25 protein-coding genes are annotated in these 26,677 nt (G+C 35.0%); 10 read left to right on the forward strand and 15 right to left on the reverse strand.

Annotated elements, in window-relative coordinates:
* Nucleotides 1-49: 49 nt before the first annotated feature.
* The 8 genes from gldL to Q0951_RS12075 form a co-directional block, all read right to left on the reverse strand.
* Complete coding sequence (gene gldL, locus Q0951_RS12040) at nucleotides 50-685, reverse strand: gliding motility protein GldL (RefSeq protein WP_299337185.1); 636 nt, start codon at nucleotides 683-685, stop codon at nucleotides 50-52.
* A 69-nt stretch (nucleotides 686-754) separates the two neighbouring features.
* The gene (gene gldK / locus Q0951_RS12045; protein ID WP_299337186.1) at nucleotides 755-2,128 is read right to left on the reverse strand and encodes a gliding motility lipoprotein GldK; all 1,374 of its coding nucleotides are present in this window, start codon (nucleotides 2,126-2,128) and stop codon (nucleotides 755-757) included.
* Nucleotides 2,129-2,314: 186 nt separating this feature from the next.
* A complete protein-coding gene (locus Q0951_RS12050) occupies nucleotides 2,315-3,481 on the reverse strand; it encodes a formimidoylglutamase (RefSeq protein WP_299337187.1) in 1,167 nt (388 codons plus the stop codon).
* Between the two features lie 5 nt (nucleotides 3,482-3,486).
* Nucleotides 3,487-5,991 carry a type I DNA topoisomerase gene (topA, locus tag Q0951_RS12055; protein ID WP_299337188.1) on the reverse strand — a complete coding sequence of 835 codons (2,505 nt, stop codon included), beginning with the start codon at nucleotides 5,989-5,991 and terminating at the stop codon, nucleotides 3,487-3,489.
* 165 nt (nucleotides 5,992-6,156) lie between these two features.
* Nucleotides 6,157-6,573: a hypothetical protein gene (locus Q0951_RS12060; RefSeq protein WP_299337189.1), complete on the reverse strand. Its 417-nt coding sequence runs from the start codon at nucleotides 6,571-6,573 to the stop codon at nucleotides 6,157-6,159.
* Nucleotides 6,574-6,602: 29 nt separating this feature from the next.
* Nucleotides 6,603-7,829 (reverse strand): hypothetical protein, encoded by a 1,227-nt coding sequence (locus Q0951_RS12065; protein WP_299337190.1) that lies wholly within the window; start codon nucleotides 7,827-7,829, stop codon nucleotides 6,603-6,605.
* 10 nt (nucleotides 7,830-7,839) lie between these two features.
* Complete coding sequence (locus tag Q0951_RS12070; RefSeq protein WP_299337191.1) at nucleotides 7,840-8,280, reverse strand: hypothetical protein; 441 nt, start codon at nucleotides 8,278-8,280, stop codon at nucleotides 7,840-7,842.
* A 46-nt stretch (nucleotides 8,281-8,326) separates the two neighbouring features.
* Nucleotides 8,327-9,085: a hypothetical protein gene (locus tag Q0951_RS12075; protein WP_299337192.1), complete on the reverse strand. Its 759-nt coding sequence runs from the start codon at nucleotides 9,083-9,085 to the stop codon at nucleotides 8,327-8,329.
* Between the two features lie 132 nt (nucleotides 9,086-9,217).
* On the opposite strand from Q0951_RS12075, the gene miaB reads away from it, so the two are divergent.
* The 8 genes from miaB to groL all read left to right on the forward strand — a co-directional run bounded on the left by miaB (nucleotide 9,218) and on the right by groL (nucleotide 16,172).
* On the forward strand, nucleotides 9,218-10,663 hold the full coding sequence (miaB, locus tag Q0951_RS12080) for a tRNA (N6-isopentenyl adenosine(37)-C2)-methylthiotransferase MiaB (RefSeq protein WP_299337193.1): 1,446 nt from the start codon (nucleotides 9,218-9,220) through the stop codon (nucleotides 10,661-10,663).
* 15 nt (nucleotides 10,664-10,678) lie between these two features.
* The gene (locus Q0951_RS12085; protein ID WP_299337194.1) at nucleotides 10,679-11,944 is read left to right on the forward strand and encodes a sigma-54-dependent Fis family transcriptional regulator; all 1,266 of its coding nucleotides are present in this window, start codon (nucleotides 10,679-10,681) and stop codon (nucleotides 11,942-11,944) included.
* Nucleotides 11,945-11,953: 9 nt separating this feature from the next.
* Nucleotides 11,954-12,145: a hypothetical protein gene (locus Q0951_RS12090; RefSeq protein WP_299337195.1), complete on the forward strand. Its 192-nt coding sequence runs from the start codon at nucleotides 11,954-11,956 to the stop codon at nucleotides 12,143-12,145.
* 48 nt (nucleotides 12,146-12,193) lie between these two features.
* Nucleotides 12,194-12,694 (forward strand): LptE family protein, encoded by a 501-nt coding sequence (locus Q0951_RS12095; protein WP_299337196.1) that lies wholly within the window; start codon nucleotides 12,194-12,196, stop codon nucleotides 12,692-12,694.
* The gene (locus Q0951_RS12100; RefSeq protein WP_299337197.1) at nucleotides 12,695-13,648 is read left to right on the forward strand and encodes a hypothetical protein; all 954 of its coding nucleotides are present in this window, start codon (nucleotides 12,695-12,697) and stop codon (nucleotides 13,646-13,648) included.
* The gene (gene secG, locus Q0951_RS12105; protein WP_299337198.1) at nucleotides 13,648-14,004 is read left to right on the forward strand and encodes a preprotein translocase subunit SecG; all 357 of its coding nucleotides are present in this window, start codon (nucleotides 13,648-13,650) and stop codon (nucleotides 14,002-14,004) included. The genes Q0951_RS12100 and secG overlap by 1 nt, the downstream gene beginning before the upstream one ends.
* 152 nt (nucleotides 14,005-14,156) lie before the next feature.
* A complete protein-coding gene (groES, locus tag Q0951_RS12110) occupies nucleotides 14,157-14,432 on the forward strand; it encodes a co-chaperone GroES (protein ID WP_299337199.1) in 276 nt (91 codons plus the stop codon).
* A 102-nt stretch (nucleotides 14,433-14,534) separates the two neighbouring features.
* Complete coding sequence (gene groL, locus Q0951_RS12115; RefSeq protein ID WP_299337200.1) at nucleotides 14,535-16,172, forward strand: chaperonin GroEL; 1,638 nt, start codon at nucleotides 14,535-14,537, stop codon at nucleotides 16,170-16,172.
* Between the two features lie 104 nt (nucleotides 16,173-16,276).
* On the opposite strand, the gene Q0951_RS12120 is transcribed toward groL, so the two are convergent.
* Nucleotides 16,277-19,867, reverse strand: a complete 3,591-nt coding sequence (locus Q0951_RS12120) for a T9SS type A sorting domain-containing protein (RefSeq protein ID WP_299337201.1) — start codon at nucleotides 19,865-19,867, stop codon at nucleotides 16,277-16,279.
* Nucleotides 19,868-19,988: 121 nt separating this feature from the next.
* Here Q0951_RS12120 and Q0951_RS12125 point away from each other — a divergent pair, with 121 nt between their 5' ends.
* Nucleotides 19,989-20,633, forward strand: a complete 645-nt coding sequence (locus tag Q0951_RS12125) for a DUF6090 family protein (RefSeq protein ID WP_299337202.1) — start codon at nucleotides 19,989-19,991, stop codon at nucleotides 20,631-20,633.
* On the opposite strand, the gene Q0951_RS12130 is transcribed toward Q0951_RS12125, so the two are convergent.
* From Q0951_RS12130 to xrtF, 5 genes are all read right to left on the reverse strand, one after another.
* Nucleotides 20,630-20,983 carry a heavy-metal-associated domain-containing protein gene (locus Q0951_RS12130; protein WP_299337203.1) on the reverse strand — a complete coding sequence of 118 codons (354 nt, stop codon included), beginning with the start codon at nucleotides 20,981-20,983 and terminating at the stop codon, nucleotides 20,630-20,632. The two genes, Q0951_RS12125 and Q0951_RS12130, sit on opposite strands and share 4 nt — an antisense overlap.
* 81 nt (nucleotides 20,984-21,064) lie before the next feature.
* Nucleotides 21,065-23,305 (reverse strand): TonB-dependent siderophore receptor, encoded by a 2,241-nt coding sequence (locus Q0951_RS12135; RefSeq protein ID WP_299337205.1) that lies wholly within the window; start codon nucleotides 23,303-23,305, stop codon nucleotides 21,065-21,067.
* Between the two features lie 76 nt (nucleotides 23,306-23,381).
* A complete protein-coding gene (locus tag Q0951_RS12140) occupies nucleotides 23,382-23,753 on the reverse strand; it encodes a hypothetical protein (RefSeq protein ID WP_299337207.1) in 372 nt (123 codons plus the stop codon).
* Between the two features lie 96 nt (nucleotides 23,754-23,849).
* Nucleotides 23,850-24,278, reverse strand: coding sequence for an exosortase F system-associated protein (locus tag Q0951_RS12145; protein ID WP_299337208.1), 429 nt, complete (start codon nucleotides 24,276-24,278; stop codon nucleotides 23,850-23,852).
* Complete coding sequence (xrtF, locus tag Q0951_RS12150) at nucleotides 24,271-24,822, reverse strand: exosortase family protein XrtF (RefSeq protein ID WP_367179761.1); 552 nt, start codon at nucleotides 24,820-24,822, stop codon at nucleotides 24,271-24,273. The genes Q0951_RS12145 and xrtF overlap by 8 nt, the downstream gene beginning before the upstream one ends.
* Before the next feature lie 73 nt (nucleotides 24,823-24,895).
* Here xrtF and Q0951_RS12155 point away from each other — a divergent pair, with 73 nt between their 5' ends.
* A complete protein-coding gene (locus Q0951_RS12155) occupies nucleotides 24,896-25,354 on the forward strand; it encodes a GAF domain-containing protein (RefSeq protein WP_299337210.1) in 459 nt (152 codons plus the stop codon).
* Nucleotides 25,355-25,367: 13 nt separating this feature from the next.
* On the opposite strand, the gene Q0951_RS12160 is transcribed toward Q0951_RS12155, so the two are convergent.
* Nucleotides 25,368-26,618: an ABC transporter permease gene (locus Q0951_RS12160; protein WP_299337212.1), complete on the reverse strand. Its 1,251-nt coding sequence runs from the start codon at nucleotides 26,616-26,618 to the stop codon at nucleotides 25,368-25,370.
* Nucleotides 26,619-26,677 lie beyond the last annotated feature (59 nt).

Raw genomic sequence — 26,677 nt, forward strand, 5'->3', positions numbered from 1 at the left:
TTAGTTTTTAGTAGTTAATTAATTGTGTAATTATAGTTCAAAAAACCAATTAGTTTTTGTTCATTGCAGATAACATTCCACCATATACTCCATTTAAAGATGATAGGTTTGATGCTAATGATTGCATTTGTTCTTTTAATTTTTCAGCGTTTGCAACTGATTCTTCATTAATAGCAGCTTGACGATTAGCGCTTTCCATTTGCACTTTGTAAAGACTATTTAAAGATTCCATTTGTGCAGCAGCTAAAGACATTTCTTCGCTGTATTTCTTTTGAGCGTTCATTGCATCTACAGTTGGGCTAATTCCTTTAGCAGCACCTTCAAAGTTTTTGATACTGTTTCCTAAGCTAGCCATTAATTCACCGTCAATTTTAGCTTCTTTTAACATGTTGTCTAATTTCTTAGATAATAATCCTTCAGCATCTTTTGGCTCTTCTTTCTTAGCTTTCTTTGCTGAAGTAGCTCCTCCAGCTAATTCTGGATATACTAAAGACCAATCTAAATCTGATTGCTGTCTTTCAAATGCTGAATATGTAAATACCAAGGCCTCTACAATCATACCAATAGTTAAGATCAATGATCCATAAGGCCAGTGCTGAATTTTAAATAAAGCCCCAACAATTACGATTGCTGCTCCTAGTCCATAGACCATGTTTGTGATTGTGATGTTTCCTTTCTGTGCCATAATTTTGTTTTTTTAGTTTTAAGTCGATTAACTTAAGTAGATTAATGTTTATTTAGTTTAGTTAATTGTTTAATTAGTAGCTGCATTTTTAGTGACTTCTGTTCCCATATAATCCTGAACAGTTCTAAATCCGATGTAACTTCTTGCAGAATCAGCGTATTCGTAATCTCTTGAACTTACTTGTAAGAAGTATGCCACATCTTTCCAAGATCCTCCACGAACTACTTTACGTGTGTTTTCAGGGTTATTTACGTTTGGATTGAACGATGCCATATATTCATATGAAGCTGCATCGTAAGATCCTTGTACCCATTCGGATACGTTACCAGCCATATTATATAAATTGAAGTCGTTTGGCTCGTATGAGTCAGCTTCTACTGTATACAATGCTTGATCTGCAGCATAATCTCCACGAAGTGGTTTGAAATTAGCCATAAAACAACCTCTGTCATTTTTAGCATATGGTCCACCCCAAGGGAATGTTGCTCCTTGAAGACCTCCTCTAGCAGCATATTCCCATTCTGCTTCAGATGGTAATCTGTATGAGTTTACAAAATGCCTTCCTTTTTGTTTTCTGTATTCGTTGTGGTGTAAGGTTCTCCACTGGCAAAAAGCCTTTGCTTGTTTCCAAGACACACCTACTACTGGATAATCTCCATAAGCATCGTGCCAGAAATAATCATTGTGCATTGGCTCATTATAAGAGTAAGAGAAATCTCTAATCCAAGCTGTTGTATCTGGATAAACTTCTACCTCTTCTGTAACTATAACATCTTTACGTCTTAAACTACGATCTTTCGCAGCTTTCTGAATGTCCATATACTTATATTGGAACTTGAATTTTTTAACATCCCAAGTTCTCTGTCCGTTATATGACTCTTCAATTGGTAAATACATAGTGTCCATGACCTCAGCATAGTACTCATCTGGGTAATCTGCCGTATCGAAAATTAAATCAACATCTTTGTTTAATTTACGACCTTCATAACCAGTTGGACCTAGACCACTATAGTTATTGTACATGTACTTTTCGTAAACAGACATATTTTCAGGATCTGAATCCTTGAATGCAAATTCACCAATACCTCCATTTCCTGGAGTCTCACCGATTTCATCAGCCAGAATTGCAAGTTTTGTTCTAAGTGTAGAATCTCTTACCCATTCTACAAATTGACGATACTCACTATTAGTGATTTCAGTTTCGTCCATGTAAAAGGCTCTTACTGTTACGGTTCTTGTAGGAGCATCTTGTACTCCTGCTAAATCGTCGTCTGACTTACCCATAATAAATGCTCCACCAGGAACTAGTACCATACCATAAGGTTTTTCTGGGTGCCATTTCTTTCCTTTAACTCCTACAAGTTGTCCTCTGTCACCAGAGTTACAACTGCTGACTAGTAGGGCTAAAACAGCTGTTAATAAAGCAAACTTCTTAATATTCATAGAAACTCGAGGTTAAATTATTTAGTTGTAATTATGTATTAATTAGTGTCTTGATTTTTTTCAAGGCAGTAAACATATATATATATTTAGTAAAAACCAATTTTTTTTTCATCTTTTTTGCACTTTATCCCCAAAAGTTAACATTTCGTCGATTAAAAAAGCGTTAAAATATTCGATGAAATGCATCTAAAAACTGTTCTTCTTATAGGCTTTATACCATCTTTCTGGTATTTTACCATGACTTGCCTCGACATAATCATCATGCGTGCATGGTAATAACGTATGCTTTTTTAATTTATTATTAACATTTGGTAAAAAAGGTATTTCTATCCACCAGCGCCCAGTTTTTATACTTTTATAAAATATCAACTCATCATCTTCTATTAGCACATTGTACTTCTGATGATTAGCTTCATTAGTAAAATCGTCATCATTAATTCTACAATTAACACCTTCGATAAAATACCATATTATTTGGGAGATTAACATTGGTGTTGCATCTAGTTCGTTCGTCGATTTAAATTCATAGACACCAAATGATGACACCTTATTACTTATACCTGCATATCTTGAAATAGCGCATATCTCTTTTCCATTAAAACCATTTGGAGAATATTTTTGTTTAGCACCTACTTCAGCTGCTCTAACAGACTTCATATCCATAGTAACTATATGCGCATCTCGCATTACTGGTTCCACCATATTAATATTGTGCGTCACCTCTCCTAATCGATACGCTTCAAAATAAAGCTTCTCCATAAGGTCTATTTCCTCTTGAGAATTAAAATAGGTTTGATAACCAACGGCTGAGTAATTAAATAGATTATAAGGTTGCTCTAGAATAATTTTACCAAGAAAACTGTTGTTCTTCATTTCAACAGAGGCATCTCCTAGATCAAAGTTACTGTCAACATTTACAATATTGATCATAGGTGCCATTGTATCATAAGCTCTGTAATTAGCATAAGTCAAATCCTGACTTCCTCCAATGATTACAGGTATGACCTTCTTTTCTAATAAAACTGAAATAATTGTACGAACCGCATAATAGGTATCTTCTATTGTTGATCCTGGAGGAATATCACCGAGATCTGCAATTCCAGTGTGCCAATTTCCTGGAAACAATGCATACAATGAAGTTCTAATGGTGTCGAAACCTAGTTCTTCTCCCATATAGTTAACATCATTTCGGTTTTCCTTAACCCCTATGATGGCTAACTTAACTCCATCTAAATCTGGAATTCCATTTTGAGTAGAATGAATTTTTATCTTTTTGCCGAGCGCTTGTTGCGATAGTAGTTCGTTATGAGCTAATACTGCATCTGAAACAGGAGACAAAAAATTAAAATTCATTATTGTTATTTTTTAGTGGTCGCTTTCTTTTTTGTGGTTTTCTTTTTAGCAGCTGTCTTTTTCTTAGGGGATTTCTTTTCAATATGCGCTTTCGCTTCTTCTAAAGTCATTTCTGAAACATCAACTGTTTTTGGAAGCTCAACTTTTATTTTTCCTTTAATAACGTTATGTCTTCCCCATCTTGCTTTTTCAACGCGAATACCTTCCTCTTCCCAATGATGAATAAGCTTATCTTTTTCCTTTTGAATCTTATCCTCAATCAACTCCACAATATCACTATCTGATAAATTATCCCAGTCGTATTTCTTATTGACATTGATAAACATATTGTTCCATTTTATAAATGGTCCAAAACGTCCTTTACCTTTTTGCACAGGTAAATCCTGATACATATATATAGGTGCATCTGCTTTTTGCTTTTCTTTGATAAGTTCTATTGCAAGTTCCATTTCCACATCCATTGGATTTGTACCAGCCGGAAGTGACACGAATTTTTTCCCAAATTTCACATAAGGTCCGAAACGACCATTGTTGACCTCAACAGGCTCACCTTCGTAAGTTCCTAATTGCTTGGGTAACTTAAAGAGATCCATTGCTTCCTCATAAGTAATTGTGGTTAACTGCTGATCTGGAGACAAACTTGCAAATTGAGGTTTTTCTTCGTCATCTACGGTTCCTATTTGAACCATTGGTCCAAACTTCCCTAAACGTACACTCACTTGCTTTCCGGTTTTAGGATCTACACCCAAAATACGTTCTCCAGATTCACGTTCGGCATTTTCAGCAACGTCTTCAACCCTAGGATGAAAGCCTTTGTAAAAATCTTTCATCATTTTAGTCCAGTCTTCTTTACCTTCGGCAATTTCATCAAAATCTGCTTCAACTTTCGCAGTAAAATTATAATCTAAAATACTTCCGAAGTGATTTACAAGAAAATCAGTTACAATCATTCCGATATCTGTAGGCACTAATTTACCTTTATCACTATTCACTTTCTCCGTCAATGTTTTATCAGTAAGCTGCCCTTGCTGAAGTAACAATTGAGAATACTCACGCTCCACACCTTCATTAGAACCTTTTTCTATGTAGTTTCTATTTTGAATTGTTGAAATTGTTGGCGCATATGTTGATGGTCTACCAATACCTAACTCTTCTAACTGTTTTACAAGAGAGGCTTCAGTATATCTATATGGTGCACGTGAAAAACGTTCGGTTGCTGTAATGTAACTATTCAATAAGGTTTCGTTGACTTTCATGGCAGGCAACATTCCTTCTTGCTCAACATCTTCATCGTCTGTTCCTTCAAGGTATACTTTTAAAAATCCTTCAAAAGTAATGACCTCTCCATTAGCTGTAAATGTTTCTTTATGTGTTGTTGCTGCTATCTTTACATTGGTTCGCTCTAATTCTGCATCACTCATTTGAGATGCTATGGCACGCTTCCAGATTAAATCATATAAACGTGCTTGATCTCTTTCTATATTGACAGAATGTCTCTTAAAATCGGTTGGTCTAATTGCTTCGTGAGCTTCTTGTGCGCCTTTAGATTTCCCTTTATAATTTCTTGGTTTACTAAATTTAGAACCATAAGCATCTTCAATCTCGGCTTGCGCTCCTTTACGAGCTTCATCAGAAAGATTGACACTATCTGTTCTCATATAGGTAATTAATCCAGCTTCATATAAACGTTGCGCATTACTCATTGTTCTACTAACTGAAAACCCTAATTTTCTTGAGGCCTCCTGTTGTAGTGTAGAAGTTGTAAATGGTGCTGCAGGTGATTTCTTAGCAGGTTTTTTCTCGAGGTTAGCAACTTTAAAATCGGCATTTGCGTTTGACTCCAGAAATTTATAGGCCTCCTCTTTAGTTGAAAAATTCTTCGGAAGTTTCGCCTTAAATGTTTGTCCGTCCTCATTAGAGAACTCAGCATCAATCCTATAGGATGCCTTCGGCTTGAAATCTTGAATTTCACGTTCGCGTTCCACAATTAATCTAACAGAAACCGATTGCACACGACCTGCAGAAAGACCGCCTTTTACTTTTCTCCATAAGATTGGAGATAATTCATATCCTACTATTCTATCCAGTACACGCCGTGCCTGTTGTGCATCAACCAAATCATAATCTATTCCTCTTGGATTCTCAATGGCTTTCTTAATTGCCGATTTTGTAATCTCATGAAATACGATACGTTTTGTTTTTGCTTTATCTAAACCCAGCGTTTCAGCAAGATGCCATGCAATAGCTTCCCCTTCTCGATCCTCATCACTAGCTAACCAAACCATTTCGGCTTTTTTAGCAAGATCTTTCAGTTTTTTAACAACATCTTTCTTGTCTTTTGAAACCTGATATTTAGGTTTAAAATCTCCATCGACATCAACTCCTAATTCCTTTGAAGGCAAATCTGCAATGTGACCAAAACTAGATTCTACTTTGAAATCTTTTCCAAGAAATTTCTCTATGGTTTTGGCTTTTGCAGGTGACTCTACAATGACTAAATTCTTCGGCATATATGATTTTTTGAGGCTACAAATGTATGTTAAAAATAAATTATCTTCCTAATTTTAATACATTTCGATTGTATTTTATCTGAAAAACAGATGCATTTATCTATGTTTTTGTCATAAAAAAAGCCTGAAATCCTTCAAGCTATTTTTATATTTTCAAAATTAAAATTATTCATTGTGAATTAATTGTTCGTCCCAATCCTCGAGAGAATATATTACGGTTTGGGTTTCATTACCTAAATAAAACTGATAGGTTTTAAGAAACCCTGCTTCACATGGTTCCTGACTCGAAAAATTTAAACGTAGCAATCTATAAGGAGGTGTTGAATCTGTTTGTAATCCGTCGGTAACAAGATCTGCTTGCCATGTGGACATATCACATCCACTAGCAAAAATAGTAATGGCTATACAATCATCTGTAATCTCTGCATCAATGATATCAAAATTACTTGGAGAGTCTAGTTGAAATAACGTTGCATCGATTATAATTGAATCACCGCACACCTCTTCTGCTGTATCATCGTCAGAATTACAACTAAAAAGCAAAAGACTTAGGATGAGATATACAAGGTTCTTCTTTAGCATTATATTTGGTAGTTTAAAACTAGAATTAGTTAATTTAGAATAAGTGTACTTAAGAGTTGAATAGAATTTTCAGCATCATATTCATATTGATATAAAGCATTAGCCGAAATCATAAGTAAACGATCTTCTAAAGGAATAATATCTCTGCCTTCAACATTATCAAATATCTCAAGTAATTCAAGATCTAAAGGATTGGTTTTATCAAAAACTTTTAACCCAGAAGCACCATCACAAACAAATAAGCGATTATCTTTAAATCCAAGACCGTAAGGACTATCCATCATATGCTGTGCAACTAGAGTTGGATAATATTTATCACTCACGTCAATAACTTCTAACACACTTAATTCTTGACCACATTCATTACCACCTCTTAGTGTTAAATACGCATAATCGCCATCAACAACTACTGGATCACATCCTTGCCAATGACTAAACTCAGACAGAAACTGTGGAGCTGCAGGGTTTTCTATACTATGAATAAACATTCCGTTTGACCCTCCCAAATACAAATAACCATCTGCATGGAACATAGTTTCTATCTCCCAACCAGCATAATTGGTCTGAACCAGATTAGGTTGTGACAAACTAGAAATATCAAAAACATTCATCTCATTGACACCTACAGTATATAAGTAGTCTTCTACAATTTGAAAACGCGCTAAAGACCCACCTACTCCAACATCACCGCTTTCAAATGCACCTGCATCATTTGGAAAAAATACATCTACTGAATTGCTTACCTCCTCTCGTCTTTCTTCAATGGACCAGCCAACAATCACTTGGGTTTCTCTGTCGAAATTACTAAAATCAGCACCTGCAGCGTCATTTGGTATTTGATAATCATATACTGTAAACACTTCCTGCAAACGTTCAACTTCAGTAATGGTATTGACATTTGAAATATCAAATACTAATAAATCAATGGCACTATCAGCAAATAAATAATCGTCTTTAACAGAAATATCCTCATTACCAGGAATATTAATAAAACTTACAGCCTGAGGTGATAGCGGATCACTATTATCAAATATATGGACGCCTTTAAATCTTTCATTGATAAAAATCAAATCCTGATAGGCATAAATCTTTCCAACATCTAAAATAGGTTTAGGAGCCTGAACTTCTACTGCTGTTCGCCATTCAACTTTACTCATGGTTTCAGGAATAGCAATGTTAAATGTTTCATATTGCTTATCATCACTGTTACAGGACCAAAGCAGTATTACGGTTAGAAATAAGGTTAATTTTTTCATTTTAACTGATTTAATTGTAGGTATATGTGATAGATTCTGTGAAGCCTTCAATATGTAATATCACCTCATTCTCATCATTAGTTTGCAATGGCGAGAGATCAAATGAACGTTCCTGACCAATTACAGCTAAGCAGTCTTCATCGTTAGTAAACACGAGTTTTAAAAACCGTTGTGGTGGCGATGATTCAGCAATATCACCAGAGTCAACTAACACCATACTCCAGGTATTACCATCACAGCCACTAGCTGAAATATCAATACTTAAACAATTATCGTTGATCACTACATCCACCACACTGAATTCGTCTGATTCAGCCGATTGATAAAAAGCGTTATCTATAATAGCAATTTGATCACAAGGACTATCAATGGTATTATCCTCATCACATTGTGTATTCATTAATAGTAAAGCAAAACAAATACAGGTTGTAACAATTTTAACGGTTCTCATAAAGTGATTCTTTATATGTAGATGCAAAACTCTTGAAATGGTTGCGTCACAGGTCTTGGATTTCTCCTATGTATTGAATTTCATCCTCATCTTCAAAACCTACAACATCACGATATATAAAATACACAGGTAGATAGACTATAGAAATTGTAAATAGTAATCCTATTCCGCAAGCTATTATCCCTAGCATTCCCAATATTCCCGTGACAAACATTGACCCAAAAGTTATAAGCCACTTCTTAGTTCCTAAATTGAAACTTAATTTTACAATCTCAGTCTCAGTCAATTCTGGGTTATTGGCAAAAACAATAGAAAAAAATGACAGCGGAATAAAAGCATATAAATATGGAATCAAAAATAATGCTTGAGCTACAGAAGCTATTAAGGCATAAATGAGTCCAAGTACAAATACTCTTTTGAGGTGTTCACCTCTAAAAAAATAAAACATATCTCCATTTTGCGTTTCCTTTAAATCAACTTGCCTACACATTCTGTAAAATCCTGCTAACATCCCTAAAGAAAAGGGGGTTAAAATTAATGTTTGAAGGATATTATCAATTGCACTGCTTCCGTAAAAACCAAAAAGACTAAACTCCTCATTCAAATTCACATCATAAGGATTTGGAATAAGTCCAATAGTCACAAGTAAAAATGATATTATTCCTCCGAAAATCATTAGAACTAAAATCATCAAAAATCCCTTTAACCACATTTCTTTGAATAACTTAATTGAGAAATCCAGAATTTTTCCAAAATCTAAATGTTGAGCGTTCCTAATTTTATGTTGAATGTTTTGAAAAGTCATATGATTTAATTTATGTATTAATCAAATGTAACTATTCTAATTAAGAAAAATAACACACTGACACTTTGTCAGATTACTTAAAATTATACTATCTTTGTATGCTTATTGATATAATAAGACTTTCTGAGATTTATGGAGAAAACAATAGATGAAAATAAACAAGGTGAAAGCCTAGTATTAGAACAAAAAAAAGGCAATACTCGTAAGTTATTTATAGAAAGCTATGGCTGTGCTATGAATTTTAGCGATAGCGAAATTGTTGCTTCTATACTTTCTAATGAAGGTTTTAATACCACACAAAGTCTTGAAGATGCAGACCTCGTTTTGGTTAACACCTGCTCAATTCGTGATAAAGCCGAACAAACTGTTAGAAAACGTCTTGAAAAATACAATGCTGTAAAACGTATCAACCCAAAAATGAAGGTTGGTGTTCTTGGCTGTATGGCCGAACGATTAAAAACAAAATTCCTAGAAGAAGAAAAGATTGTTGACCTTGTTGTTGGTCCAGACGCTTATAAAGATCTACCAAATCTAATAGCTGAAGTGGATGAAGGTAGAGATGCTATTAATGTTATTCTCTCAAAAGAAGAAACTTATGGCGACATTTCTCCTGTTAGATTAAATAGCAATGGTGTTACTGCATTTGTTTCCATAACCAGAGGCTGTGATAATATGTGTACGTTCTGTGTGGTTCCATTTACACGCGGTCGTGAACGAAGTCGAGATCCGCAAAGTATTATTGAAGAAGTTAATGATTTGTGGGCTAAAGGTTACAAAGAAATCACGCTTTTAGGTCAGAATGTAGATAGCTATTTATGGTATGGTGGCGGACTCAAAAAAGATTTTGTCAATGCCACAGAGATGCAAAAAGCAACTGCAGTTAACTTTGCGCAACTCCTAGAGTTATGCGCCAAGGCACAGCCAAACATGCGCATTCGTTTTTCTACATCTAATCCGCAAGATTTGACACTGGATGTTATTGAAACCATGGCAAAATATGATAATATCTGCAAACATATTCATTTACCTGTGCAAAGCGGAAGCAATCGTATTCTTAAAGAAATGAACCGCTTGCATACGCGAGAAGAATATTTTGAACTTATCGATAATATTAGACGTATCCTTCCAGAATGTGCTATTAGTCAGGATCTAATTGCCGGTTTTCCTACGGAAACGGAAGAAGATCATCAGGATACCTTAAGTTTGATGGACTATGTTAAGTACAATTTCGGGTATATGTTTACCTATTCTGAACGACCAGGAACATTAGCTGGCAGAAAAATGGAAGATGACGTTCCTGAAGAGACTAAGAAACGTCGATTAGCCGAAATCGTCCAACGTCAACGTGATCATAGTGAAATTAGAACCAAAGAATATTTAGACACTATTGTTGAAGTGCTGATCGAGCGTGAGTCAAAAAAATCAGACCAACAATGGTCTGGACGCACCTCACAAAATATAGTTGCAGTATTTCCGAAGGAACACTACAACATAGGCGATCTGGTCAAAGTAAAAGTAACCGATTGCACCAGCGCAACTCTTATTGGTACAGCACTCGGATATTCTAAGGACAATTAATAAAGAAAGAAACACATGGAATCCATTCAAGCCATAAAACAACGTTTCGGAATTATAGGAAACGATCCAAAACTCAACCGAGCCATTGAAAAAGCAATTCAGGTGGCACCAACTGATATTTCAGTATTAGTTACTGGTGAAAGTGGTGTTGGAAAAGAAAGTATTCCGAAGATCATACACCAATTATCTCATCGTAAACACGGCAAGTATATTGCTGTAAACTGTGGTGCGATACCTGAAGGAACGATTGATAGCGAATTATTTGGTCACGAGAAAGGTGCCTTTACAGGAGCCACACAAACGCGTTCGGGCTATTTTGAAGTCGCCGATGGCGGTACCATTTTCTTAGATGAAGTTGGCGAATTACCACTCACCACTCAAGTACGTTTACTACGTGTTCTTGAAAATGGCGAATTTATCAAAGTAGGTTCGAGTAAAGTTCAAAAAACCAATGTAAGAATTGTTGCAGCAACAAACGTTAATATGTTTGACGCCATTAAAAAAGAAAAGTTTCGTGAAGATTTGTATTACAGATTAAGTACTATTGATATCAATCTTCCACCACTTCGGGAACGCAAAGATGATATTCACTTATTATTCAGAAAATTTGCCAGTGACTTTGCGCTTAAATACAAAATGCCAACCATAAAACTCACGGATGATGCTGTTAATATGCTACAAAAACACCGTTGGAATGGAAATATTCGTCAGTTGCGAAATGTAGCAGAGCAAATTTCAGTATTAGAACAAAACCGAACCATTAGCGCTGCAACATTACAAGGTTATCTACCAAGCGGAGGCAGTAATCTTCCAGCTGTGGTCAATGCTTCAAAAGCAGAAAGCGATTTCAGTAATGAACGTGAGATCTTATACAAAGTTCTTTTTGATATGAAAAGTGACCTCAATGACCTTAAGAAACTCACTATGGAATTGATGAAAAGCGGCAATGTTTCAGACGTACAAAAAGACAATGAAGGTTTGATTGAAAAGATATACGGCACACCTCAAAAGGAATCAACTTCAGAATCATTTGAAGATCTAGAAATACTAGCTATTCCTGAGCAAACCGAAGACCATTACGATCCTGAAGATAAAAATCAGGACAAATATCATTTTGCTGAAGAAATAGAGGAAGAAGAAACCCTATCTTTACAAGACAAAGAATTAGAACTGATTAAAAAATCTTTGGAACGCCACCAAGGAAAGCGTAAGTTAGCAGCTGCCGAATTAGGTATAAGCGAACGCACATTATATAGAAAAATTAAACAATACGATCTTTAACAAAAGTTTATGCGAGCAGTAGAAATATTTAGACTGAGAATGACGTTTGGTCCAAACAGCTCTGAAGCTATCAGAAAAGAAGCTGAAGACCTAATAAACGAAAAACACTATCAAGGTTATCGATTAATTACCACATCCTTTACTATTGAAGGTGGAAAAATTTATGCGTTTATTACAATGAAACGTCCTAATACGTATTAAACAATGAAAACTAAATGTCATACTCAGCGCAGTCGAAGCATCTTAAACATGAAATCTCTAAAGCACCTCTTTTTACTAGTTTGCTTTACCATATTTAGTTGTGGGCCATATTCATTTACAGGTGTTCAGAATATTGATGCTGATACGTTTCAAGTAAATTACTTCCAAAACACTGCCAATCTAATTGAACCAGGTTTTGATCGTGATTTCACTATAGCACTTCAGGAACTCATTCAAAATCAAACAAGTTTGAGTCTTACCAACACCAATGGTGATTTGGTTTATGAAGGAGAAATTATTGAGTATCGCATTTCTCCTCAAACTGCTCAGGCCAACAGCAGAGCAGCTCAAAACAGATTAACAGTAGCAGTAAATGTGCGCTTTTATGATAAAAACGAACCTGATGAAGAGTTTGAACAACGCTTCTCTTTTTTCTATGATTACGCTGGAAGTGAGTTGCTAACTGGTGCTCAAAAAGAAACGGCTCACGAAGAGATCTTTGAACGTCTCACTCAGGATATTTTTAATGCAACTTTAGCAAAATGGTAGATGAATAACGCAGATTTCACATACATACTTCAAAACCCTCAAAACATTACTGGTGAGCAAACAACTGCATTGCACAATCTCACACTGAAGTATCCGTATTTTCAATCAGCACGAGCATTATACCTTAAAGGGCTTAAAAGTAAAGAAAGTTATAAGTATAATCAGGAATTAAAAACAACCGCAGCTTATACTACAGATAGAAGTATTCTGTTTGATTATATTACTTCAGAAACATTCAATCAAAATGAGATCTCTCAGGTTATCAAAAAAAACTCTGAACATCTCAAAACCATCACAGTTAATGAGGCTGATGATATTTCGGTAGATAGAAGTGTCACTATTGATGACGCTTTAAAAGAACACATTAAAAATACTGAAGGTGTTCTGGATCCAAATCTATTTGAGCAAAAGATAAAACCTGAAGAAGTAGCGCACTTCTTATCGCTTCCTGATCACACACCTGAGCAAGTCATCATCGATATAGATGCAAAACATATCGAAGAAACTCCTGAAGAAAAACTACAAATTGGAAAACCTCTAGAGTTTGACAAAGAAGAAACGCATTCGTTTTCAGAATGGCTCAAGATCACGAGTTTTAAACCTATAGACCGTAGTGAAACAGAGCCAATTTCCGAAGAGAAGGAAGACACCCATGAGACCAGTTTAAGTACAGTGAACAGGAAATTTGAGCTTATTGATAAGTTTTTAGAAAGCAACCCTAAGATTATACCTTCTAAAGATACACCAAAAGTCAATTTAGAGACTCAGGATAAAGTGGCTCATGACGGACTCATGACAGAGACTTTAGCCAGAATTTACCTAGAGCAACACAATTACGAAAAGGCAATTCAATCTTATAAAGTATTAAGTTTGAAATATCCAGAAAAAAGTGGTTTCTTTGCAGACCAAATTAAAGCGGTAAAAGAATTACAAGAAAATAATACACAGAACTAATGAATACGTTTACTATATTTTTAATCCTAATCGTCATAGTATCTTTTTTACTAGTGGTAGTTGTCATGGTACAAAACCCTAAAGGTGGAGGATTATCTTCATCATTTGGTGGTGGTGGCACACAGCAATTAGGTGGTGTTAAAAAAACAACAGACTTTTTAGATAAAAGTACGTGGGCTCTAGCCACTTTACTATTAGCATTAATATTAGCATCTAACTTTGCTATTCCTGGTGCAGGTGGATCAGCCGAATCTAAAGTGATTAATGGAAATGAAACACAAACAACAACTCCAGCGATTCCTTCAAGTGACAACACACAAGATGCTGCAACACCAATAGACACTATTGGAGGTTAATTTATAGCATACAGATAAACCTATACTAAATGCCAGCTTTAAAGTTGGCATTTTTTATTTCTGCAACTTTGTCAGTCTCAATATAGCTGGCACATTTTTAGCACAACGCTTTAGCGTTAACAATAAATTTTTAATTAAAAACATACATAACAATGAGCTTAAACATTAAACCATTAGCAGATAGAGTTCTTATAGAACCTATGGAAGCTGAAACTAAAACAGCTTCGGGAATTATTATTCCAGACAACGCTAAAGAAAAACCACAAAAAGGAAAAGTTGTTGCTGTTGGTAAAGGCACAAAAGATGAGCCAATGACTGTCAAATCTGGTGACACTGTTCTCTACGGAAAGTATGCAGGAACAGAATTAAAATTAGATGGTAAAGATTACCTCATCATGCGCGAAAGTGACATATTAGCAATTGTATAAACAGTATTAGGCTTCTGGCTATTAGCCTTTAGCTCTATTCATATAAAAACTATTAAATAACTTATTCTTTTAGCTAAAAGCTAAAAGCTAAAACATAAAAATATGGCAAAAGATATAAAATTTGATATTGAAGCACGTGACGGATTAAAACGTGGTGTAGATGCATTAGCTAATGCAGTTAAAGTAACATTAGGACCTAAGGGACGTAATGTAATTATCAGTAAATCATTTGGAGCACCTCAAGTAACTAAAGATGGTGTTTCTGTTGCAAAAGAAATTGAATTAGAAAACGAGCTTGAAAATATGGGAGCCCAAATGGTTAAAGAAGTGGCTTCTAAAACTAATGATCTTGCTGGTGACGGAACAACTACAGCAACTGTATTAGCTCAGTCAATTGTAAAAGAAGGATTGAAAAACGTAGCTGCAGGTGCAAATCCAATGGATTTAAAACGTGGTATTGACAAAGCCGTTGAAGCCATTACTGAAAACTTAGACAAGCAGTCTAAAAAAGTTGGTAACTCTTCTGAAATGATCAAACAGGTCGCTTCAATTTCAGCTAATAATGATGATACTATTGGCGAATTAATCGCACAAGCCTTTGGTAAAGTTGGAAAAGAGGGTGTGATTACTGTAGAGGAAGCTAAAGGAACTGATACTTATGTTGATGTTGTTGAAGGAATGCAGTTTGACAGAGGTTACCTATCACCTTATTTTGTGACAGATTCTGACAAAATGATTGCTGATCTTGAAAATCCATATATTTTATTATTTGACAAAAAGATCTCTAACTTACAAGAGATTCTCCCAATATTAGAGCCAGTAGCACAATCTGGTCGCCCATTGTTAATTGTTGCCGAAGATGTTGAAGGACAAGCCTTAGCAACTTTAGTAGTCAATAAATTACGTGGTGGTTTAAAAATCGCCGCAGTAAAAGCACCTGGATTTGGTGATCGCCGAAAAGCAATGCTTGAAGATATTGCGATATTAACTGGCGGAACAGTGATTTCTGAAGAAAGAGGATTCTCTCTAGAAAATGCTGATCTTTCAATGTTGGGTACTGCTGAATCTGTAATGATCGACAAAGACAATACAACTATTGTAAATGGTTCTGGGAAATCTTCAGATATCAAAGCAAGAGTGAATCAAATCAAAGCTCAAATTGAAACAACAACCAGCGATTACGATAAAGAAAAGCTCCAAGAACGCTTAGCAAAACTAGCTGGAGGTGTTGCTGTACTTTATGTAGGTGCTGCTTCTGAAGTGGAAATGAAAGAGAAAAAAGACAGAGTTGATGATGCTTTACATGCTACAAGAGCAGCAGTTGAAGAAGGTATTGTTGCTGGTGGTGGAGTAGCTTTAGTGAGAGCTAAAAAAGTACTTGAAAAACTAACAACTGATAACTTAGATGAAACTACTGGTGTACAAATCGTAAACCGAGCAATTGAGTCGCCTCTACGTACCATTGTAGAAAATGCTGGTGGTGAGGGTTCTGTAGTAATCAATAAGGTTTTAGAAGGTAAGAAAGACTTTGGTTTTGACGCCAAATCTGAAACTTATGTTGATATGCTAAAAGCTGGAATTATTGACCCTAAGAAAGTAACACGTATTGCTTTAGAAAATGCAGCATCAGTTGCCGGAATGATTCTTACTACTGAATGTGCTTTAGTAGATATTAAAGAAGAAGCTCCTGCAGGTGGTGGAATGCCACCAATGGGAGGCGGAATGCCAGGCATGATGTAATGGCGAGCAACGAGTCGTTGCAGACGAGTTACTCACTCAAGCATAAAATAAATACTTTTATAGAAAGCCTTTGATGTAATTATCAAAGGCTTTTTTATGTTGTGTTAGTTCTTTATCAATTTCTTTACAATAGAAGAATTGCCTGATTTAATCTTGACGAAATAGATGCCTTTACTTAAATCTACTACAGAAAATTCATTAGTAGTTGTAAGGACTTTTATTTGTCTTCCGTTAATATCCGTTATTACAATTGCATCGATAGGCGCAACAGACTTTATGTTAACGATATCCAACGAAGGATTTGGGAACAACACAACATCTTGTATGTCGACATCAGCTACAGAAAGCGCATCAACAACTTCAGTATTTACTGTATTTGTAAAAATTGGTGGATTAAAATCAAAAAATATAGCGGCATCATTAGTAAACACATCTCCAACCATTGCTCCTGCTTTTGGTTTGATCTTATAAGCTATGTAACCTATTGAACCTGCTTCATCCTGAGAAACTCCAGGCAAACCTATATTTTCAAAAACAAATCTGGCCAGAATAGTATCCTCAATTTCGATACGACCAGAGTGACTCAAACTTTCAACTTGCATGGTCAATACATCTAATTTTGGATCAATTATATTAGTTACCTCAACATTGATAGCTTCAGCATTACCCGTATTTTGAAAACGGATGATGTAATGTAAATAATCATCAGCTTGATCTAAAAGAATTTGATCACCTTCTAAAACACTAATATCGTTAGGATCATAAGCTCCAATGACTGTTTCTTCCAAAACAAACGTATTATCATTTTCTGTGACATCGTTTGCAATCGGATTTATAGAGGCTGTTGATACCAAAACATCACCAATATTAGTCACAGGAGGTGCAAACACGTTAAGGATTATACTTATTGATCGACTTTCAAATGGCGTCAAATTGGAATAATCAAAACTGAGATTGCCAGACGATTGCGTAGTTGGACTTTCAGACGTTGACACCAGTTGCATTTTAGAGGCATCATAAGTTAAGGTCACAGCACCAGAAAGTGTTGTTGTTCCAATATTGTTATAAACCAATTCATACGTTGAGTCAAACCCTGGTCGTGGTTCTCCAACAGGATATAGACTCACATTCAAATCATTTGCTGAGGCGTTTGGTGCCACACAAAAGTTTGCGCCGCTGTCAACTTGATTTTCACCATCAAAGCTTGAAAAGTATAATGGAGGAGATACGGTAAAATAACTTGGCAAACTAGGTGACAATACTGTTGTAAAATCTCCCTGATTAACCGTAGTTGCAAATGTTCCATCAGGATTTGTAAATGTAATAAATGACGCTCCAGCTCCTCCTGAACCTACCCATATGTTTGAGATACCATTGTCACTTGGGCCGCAACCATCAGAATCACTATCATAAGTAATTGTTCCACTTATTTGGTTAGTTAGAATACCTAAATTTCTGTACCATGCGATTTTACCATTATCGCTGGTACTTTTCGTGGAGTAAATAATATCGATTAATCCGTTAGCATCAATATCCTCTGAAAAAATAGAACTAATTCTTTGATCGGTTTCGCCAATATTAATGGCTTCTGTAAATACACCCGAATAATTCTTGTAGAGGTTAATATCTTCATTATCCAAAGACGTTGCATAGGTATTTATAATATCTAAATCGCCATCTGCATCTATATCTAAGACCATCATATGATCTGTCGACAATGATTGATCATCAAGTAACTGAAATACGCCAAAACCACCAACTCCATCTTCATTTTCATACCATCCAAATGGGTCGCTAGTAAGTACATCTAAATCTGAATCATTATCTAAATCTGCTAAAATAACAGTACCATCATTTGTAGAAACAAAGGTCTGAGGAGCACCAAAATTCCCTAACCCATCATTCATGACCCAAGATAAAGGTTCATTAAAAATAAGATCTAAATCACCATCATTATCGATATCTCCAATGTCAAAATCTCTGGCATCATCTATATTACCCACAATAATCTGTTCTGTTCCAAAACTACCTTGTCCATCTAAATTTTCGTACCATGCTATATGATTTCCTACTAACTCAAGTTCTATAATATCCATATCATTATCACCATCCAAATCGGCTACCATGATACGATCTACACTCTCTGAAGTAGTAGAGATAGGAACTTGAGATGTAAAATTTCCGAAGCCATCATTTTGTAACCATTCAATTTTATTATCAATAGTTGAAGAGACCACCAGATCTAAAAAGTCATCACCATCTATATCTTTTGCAATGACATTATTAGCTCCAAAACTATTAGCTGATAGGATTTTTTGTGATTCAAAATCCCCAAAAACACCTGTGTTTTCATACCATCCAATCTTATTATGATCATCTGCTGCAAATATAATATCAGTATCCCCATCGTTATCGATATCAGCAGAGATCACACTTCGAACGCCTTTTAAATCATTAATAATTTCTTGAGAAGGTCCAAAGCTTCCAGAACCTGACATATTTTGATTCCAACTAAACTCATAACCATCGAGATAAAAACATACAAGATCGTCGTATCCATCAGCATTAAAATCGGCTATATTAAACCTAAATCCTGGCTTGGTAAAGTTAATGGAACTAATGACCTGTTCGGCACTAAAGGTTCCTTGACCATCAGTATTTTCAAATAAAACGAGCGCTCCAATGTTGGTATCATCTTCATCTTTAACAAAAGCCACAAGATCTTCATCATTATCGTTGTCGATATCCAAAGCTTGAGCAAATCCTATAAATCCGTCGTAAGTAGAATTAAAAGCGTTTCCGTAGCCAGTAAAATTTCCTGAACCATCATTTCTATAGGCAACCAAACCGTCCCATGTGTTCAGACCAAAAAGATCCATATCACCATCATTATCCAAATCTGCTGTTCTTACAAAGAAGAGTCCGCCAAAAATGTCAAAAATTTCCTGCGGACTACTAAATGTCCCGAGTCCATCTGTATTCTCTAATAAATATCCTTTCTCATCAGGACTTCCGTTTGATGCAAATATCAAATCATTATCCATATCACCATCAAAGTCCTCTGCTCTAATCTCGATATATTGTGTTGTAGGACCTGAAGACGCAAAGGCAATAAGCTGTTGTGCTCCAAAAGCGCCTAAACCATCTGTATTTTCATACCAAGCTATTTTACCATCCAAACTCACAGAAATCAAATCCAAATCAGTATCACCATCAACATCAGCAACCTCAAGGCGAGAAGGCGTATTGATATCATTTAAAATGATATGTCTAGTACCAAAAACACCTAAGCCATTGGTGTTTTCATACCAAACGATAAACCCTTCTAATTCTGTACGTTCAGAAGATAAAACATCTATATCGCCATCATTATCTACATCAGCAAAAGTAAGTGCATTTAAACTTATTAGATTAGTTTCTATAATATGTTCAGCATCAAAACTGCCTAAACCATCGGTATTTTCCATCCATTTTAACGGAAGTGCATAAGGAATTAAATCATCATCACCATCATTGTCTATATCAGCAGAATAAGAAGCTTCCAGAATATATGTTGCACTAAGTGGATTACTTGTACTTAATCCAATGGCATTGGTAGAATCAATAACAGTTTCTTGAAAAACAATCTGCCCAAACACCATTGAAGACATTGAGACGAATATAAAAAAAGATAAAAGTAGTTTTTTAGTCATCATACGTTAGGTTTCCTTAAATGTAAGAAATTTAGTCCATAAATGTTTGAATATTAATAGTGAAAGCAGATTCTTAAGAATTTTTTATAATAAATTTTCTTAGCTTTAAGAAAACTAGCTAATTATGAAAAAAAGTCTTCGTTATGCTTTAGGAGAAATACTAATAGTTATTGTTGGAATCTCTATTGCTTTTAGCCTGAATAAATGTGCCGACAACAAAAAAGACGAGGCACTAAAGACCCAATACTTGCAAAGTATAAAAAGTGATATTGAGGTTGACAAGAAAAATCTAGAAGCCAATTATGCAGCTATTGGAGCTAAAATTCAAAACTTAAAAGAAGTTTTACCATTGATTAATACAGACAATCCAAAAAAGATGACATCAATGAATAAACTCTACAGTGTATTTACATCGTCTAATTTTCATCCTAAAGACATCACTTACCAAACTATGATCAATTCAGGGGATTTTAAACTCATTGATGATTTCGATCTGAAAGCTGCTATCGAAACCCATTACTCTGATTACAAGATCATGCTCAAAGACTATGAACGATTAGATATCATTCATAAAGAATACTTGGGTAAATACATCATCAACAATTCTGATTTTGATGCCATGCGCCAAGGCAAATTTGGCTACAGCAATGAAAAGCAGTTAAAAAACATACTACAGAGTATCAATGGCGCTTTGTATATAAAAATTAATGCCACTGAACGTGGCATTAAAAATTGTGATAGTTTGTTAACTATTTTAAAGATGTATTAATTCTCATGATCATCAACCACCTCTTTATCTCTATACTTACAGCAAGGATGAACTGAATTATAAGCTTCCTCTGTAGCTTTTATTGTTTTGGTATCGTGACCTACTGAAGCTATCTTTTTACTTATGGTTTCCAGATTGGTTTTACGTTCATCAAAAATTAATTTAAGTTCGTGTGTTTTTACATTCCAAATAGCAGATTTAACGCCCTTGGTTCTAATTGCCGCTTTCTCAATTCGCTCTTTACACATTAAACAAACACCATCAACCTCCATAGAGGCTTTTGCATTTTTATTTTGAGCAAAAGTGGCTGTTGCCACTAATAACATCAATATTATAATTATTCTTTTCATGATAGTTGTTTTTAATTTGTCATTCTGAATGAAATGAGGAATCTCTAAAAAGATTCTTCGCTCATGCTCTGAATGACAGTTTTATTTTATTTTAAATCGCAATCCTGCGTAATACATACTTCCAAAAATCGGACCATATACAAATGTGGTATCAAAATTAGATCCAAAAGGGTCATTTGCTCCCAAAATAGGATCAGGCTGTCTCACATTTGTTATATTTTCACCTCCTAAATATACTTCAAATTTAGGAGAAAACACTTTAGTCACCTGAGCATTTAATGTCCCTATGGTAGGTGACTCCTCTGGCAATCTAAATTCTATTGGGTTAGATTGGGTAGATGCAAAACGTTGTTCGCTTAACCAATTATAAGTAACATCAAATTTCCATTTCGCAAATTCACCTTCGGAAACTTCTGTTTCATAAGACGCATTAGCAAAAAAGCGATGTCTAGGTATTAACGGTTTAGACAGACGTCCTGAAGTATAGTCGGTTTGAACATCGTAATATTTATATGCCGTTCTGAAATCAAAACGTTCAAACATATTATAGTTTAACTCTATTTGAAAACTGTTTGCAAAGCTATCACCTTCCAGATTATAGAAGTTCACTTCTTGTGGGTTTTCCCAGTCAATCACGACTTGATTCTTAAAATCAGTTCTGTAAAAATCTAGCGTGACATCTGCTTTTCTTCCGAAGAGATTAAAGCCTTGAAGATAGGAAACACCATAATTCCATGCAATTTCAGGATCTAACCCATAGATATTTCCGTTGGTATTCAAAATATTAATCGTTCTGGAAGTAGCAAATATATTTTGATTTTCAGCAAAGATATTCGCACTCCGTTTTCCTCGTCCTACTGAGGCTCGTAAAGCTGATTTTCCCCATGGTGTGTATCGAACATGCAATCGAGGTGTGATAAATTCACCTAGCAAATTATGCGTATCAAAACGCAAGCCTGCTGTTAAGGTTAACTTATCAAGATTGTCATAAGCATACTCAAAAAAAGCACCAGCTGATCGTTCGCTGCGTTCAAATTTAGCATCTAGTGCAAACTCGTCATAATGATCGTAAGTAAACCCAAGACCTGTTTTGATTTTATGTCGCGAATCACTGATAATAGAATTGTAGATGACATTAGAATACACACTGTTGTGATTGCTATTGTATGTGTTTAACCCAAAATAAGAATCCTGACTATGCGTACTAAATGCAAATTGAATTCCGAGACTTTGCCATGGAATTTCTGGGTTAACATAACCAAACTTGGTTGAGATTTCAAAACGTTCGGTATCAATTTCACTTCCCCAGGCATTGGTGGTCAACCGATCTGTATCTGGATTGAAATCGATTTGACCTGCTTGATTTTGATCGTTTAAATAGCGAACATTAATAAAACTCACGAATCCTTTCTCTGGGTTTGTGTATTGCCAACGATTCATCACATTGACTTGTCGTTTAATAGGTACATCAAGGAAAGAATCGCCATTTTTATCAAACTTTTTGTCTCTAAGGTTCCCATGAAGGTATAAACCTGTACTCCACTTTTCATTCACTTTAGTGTTGACATGTGTATTAAGCTCAAGCCTTCCATTTACTGAACCATAAAGATTGACAAAGAGTTGATCATCTGTTGTTGGCTTCTGAAGCTCTGCATTGATTTGTCCTGCAATACTTTCGAAGCCGTTAACAACACTTCCGGCACCTTTGGTAATTTGAATACTCTCCACCCAAGTTCCTGGAATAAAACTTAATCCATAGGCTTGAGATGCCCCTCGTATGGAAGGTATATTCTCTGTGGTAATTAGAATATACTTACTAGTTAATCCCAACATTTTAATTTGTCGGGTTCCCGTTACAGCATCAGAGAAATTAACATCTATGGACGGATTGGTTTCAAAACTTTCCGACAGGTTACAACAGGCTGCTTTGAGCAATTCGGCACTACTAATTGTACTTACATTTTGTGCATTTAAATACGATTTTGAAGTGGTTTGCTTTCGACCTGTAACTGTGATTTCATCCAAACTACTTGTTGGAGTAAGATAATGCGTTATGGGCTTAGGCGAAGTAATGGTTAAGGTGTCTGTTTTATAACCAACATAGCTAATCACTAATTGCTTATAGCTTGGTTGGTAAGACACACTAAACTTTCCATCAAGATCGGTAAAAGTTCCAACTGACGTATTGAGCCAATAGACGTTGGCACCAACAACAGGTAGGGTTTCGTTATTAGTATTTGCTTCCAATACAATACCTTCTAACTTATCTTGAGATATTGAAAACATTGGAAACAGTAATAGTATAATTACTATATATTTCATTGATTTATTTTTAATTTGACCATACATTGGACTGATAAATGCTCAGTCATTATAAATTCTGGAGTGAATTATAAAATCAAATCAAAAATACCTGATCGAGAACCTGTATGTCTTCAATCAAATTAGGAGGAGAATAATCTTTATGTGGGATAATCTGTTTTGGTAAGCTTTCAAACAGATTTTTGTAAGTGAATAAAAAAGAGGTTACTAAAAACTGCTCATTAAAATCAAGGCTTTCTATTGAATTCGATTTTAAATCGTCCTGACCTTCGACAACTTCCACCTCATCTTTACAGCAGCCATTATTTACAGATTTTTCAGTATCAGAAGCCATTTGCATTCCACATTTTTTCACTTCGGAAAATACCGCAACATCCACTAAATGGTTTCCGCAAAAGTGTTTTTCAACTGTAAAAGACATCGTTGACATCAACAAAAGTATCGTCATCGACATGGAGAATAGTTTATGTAACACCTCTTTAAACATACTGCAAAGTTATAAAAAAGGAAATGATAACCATTTTCTTTATGAAAGATTAACATGTTACTGCTTAAGCTTGTAGTAATAGAATGCTGGCACAAGCAGTAATAAAAAAATGGGTTGAATTAAAAACCTTCTAAAATTAAAAAATAAATAATAGTCATCTTGACTTGGATTAATAACAAAATATAAGAAGAATACCATTAAGATAAGATAGGCAATTACATAAACCAATATCGAAAACTTAACTATCGATTTGTCTTTAAAAAACAGGTATATGATCCCTAAAGAGATGACTGAATTTAACACATAACGCAAAGTGGTATACAACGAAAGTTTCAATATTTCACGACGCGGATAATCCATGCTCAAATAATCACTTTGAAAAAACAATAAGTAAGGGTCATAGAAGAGTTCATTCTCAAAAACTCTAATGAGTACCAATAACCCAAATAAAACTAAAAGCAATATGTAGATGATTGGATTACGCATGTTTCTTTTTCAGTTTTGAAAATCGATTAACCCAAAACATCCATAATAGAAACACCATGCCGTAAATAATCAAGGGGAAAATAACGGTATGCAAAATATCACGTCGCCATGGATAATTATACAAACCAACAGACAGAATAGCGATTCGTATCAAATTGACCGTATAAATAAGTACGCTTCCCGATAAAATATAAATTATAGTGTATTTCAGTTTTCCTGCAAATGCAATAATAAATGAGACAAATAAAATAATAACACTTATCGAATTACAACCTTCTACAACTCTGGCGACAAACTTTTCATTCATGATTAATTTCATGGAAGACTCATTTGGATGTGGAACAAGTTCAACACGATAATCCAGGCTATTTAAAAGCAGCTTACTTTGCTGAGCTACTAAATTGGTCACATAATCTGGATAGTATTTTGAACCATCAGAAAAATCTAAATAAAACTTATAGGCAAGTGTTAACACAAAATATACCGAAAGAAAGGTCAGGATAAATGTAACGACCGACTTATATTTTGTTAGAAGTGCTTTCATTGAAGTTAAAATTATATAAAATGAATCTAGAAATGGCACTTTTTAGATACTTTTACCAAAATTTTTGAAACTTATGACATTCGAAGCCCTCAAACCTCAAGTTGAAACTATAATATCTACAACTTCTAAAACAGTAGATGAGCGATTACTTTCAATATGTGAACTTCTTGAAAACCAAATAGATTACTATAATTGGGTTGGTTTTTATTTCAAAAATGGAGACAAGAATGAGTTAAAACTCGGGCCATATGTTGGCGCACCAACAGATCATACCATTATCCCCTTCGGAAAAGGAATTTGTGGACAAGTAGCAGTTTCAAATGAGAATTTTGTTGTTCCAGACGTTTCAGCTCAGGACAATTATATTGCTTGTAGTATTACTGTAAAGGCTGAGATTGTGATTCCAATTTTTGTTAATGGTGAGAATATTGGTCAAATCGATATCGATTCCAATACACCTGATCCTTTTACTTCGGAAGACGAGCGTTTTTTAGAATTTGTTTGTAAAAAAGTAGCAGAAATATTAAGCTAGACTGCTTTATAAGTTACATTCCAGTCCTAATAGCTTCAACAGGATCTAATCTGGAAGCAGAAAATGCAGGAATCACTCCAGACAACAAACCAATAAAGGTAGACAGAGAGAATCCGAGGAAAATATTATAGAACGATAGTATAAATTCAAAATCAGTAACTGCAGCAGTAGCTGCCAGAGACACAAGCCATACCAAAACTATTCCTATCAATCCTCCTAAAACTGAAAGAATTACAGCTTCAAATAAGAACTGGAACAGGATAAATTTATTTTTTGCACCTAAAGATTTTTGAATACCTATTAGGTTAGTTCTTTCTCGCACACTCACAAACATAATATTAGCAATACCAAAACCACCAACAAGTAATGAGAAACCACTAATCACCCAACCTGCACCATTCATAAATCCGATAATTCCATCAATAAAATCAGTTAGCCCAGATAGCTTATTCACGAAAAAATTATCAGGCTCATCAGCTTTTAATCCTCTGTAAGCTCTGTACTTTTGTTTTAATACCGATTCAAACGCATCAAAATCAATATTCTTTTTTGGTTTAATAATAACCGCTCCTGGCAAACCGTCGGCACCACCATTTTTAAAACGTCTAACGAAATTAGCTGGTACATAGGCGCGCTCATCTGGAGAGTCACCCAATCCACTACCAACTTTCTTCAACACACCTATCACCGACATTTTTCTACCATAAACACGAATGGTCTTACCTACAGGATTAATATTATCAAATAAGTTAACAGCTGTTGCACTCCCTAAAACAATTACAGGAGCACCAGAATTAGATTCAGATTCGGTATAAAAACGACCCTTTTCTACTTTGAAATTTTCAATATCGTAAATGCCATTAGAAACTGGAGTTACCGTAACACCAGATACTGTATTTGCTTCGTATTTCAAGTTTTCTGAACCACCAAAAATGACGTAGGCCATTGCATCATAATCTGTAATATTCCTTTGAATGAATTCAAAATCATTATACTCTACCTGAGGAAAATTTTCACGTTGCCATCGAGGAACTTCTGTAGGACCAAAAGAATATTTGGTAAGGTACATTGTGTTTTTATCTAAACCACTTAACTGATCTTTGATACTTCTATCTAGTGAATCTACTGCGGCAAGTACAGCTATAATTGAAAAAATACCTATGGTTATTCCTAGTAGCGATAAGAATGTACGCAATTTGTTATTTCGTAATGCATTAATAGCAAACGAAAAACTCTCCTTAAATAACCTAAGATAAACGAGCATAGCTTGGTTGATATTTGTAAAATTATAATAATATGACGCAATTGCACCATTATTGTTAC

Origin of the sequence: uncultured Psychroserpens sp. (assembly GCF_947501425.1) — a bacterium.
Classification (GTDB): Bacteria; Bacteroidota; Bacteroidia; order Flavobacteriales; family Flavobacteriaceae; genus Psychroserpens.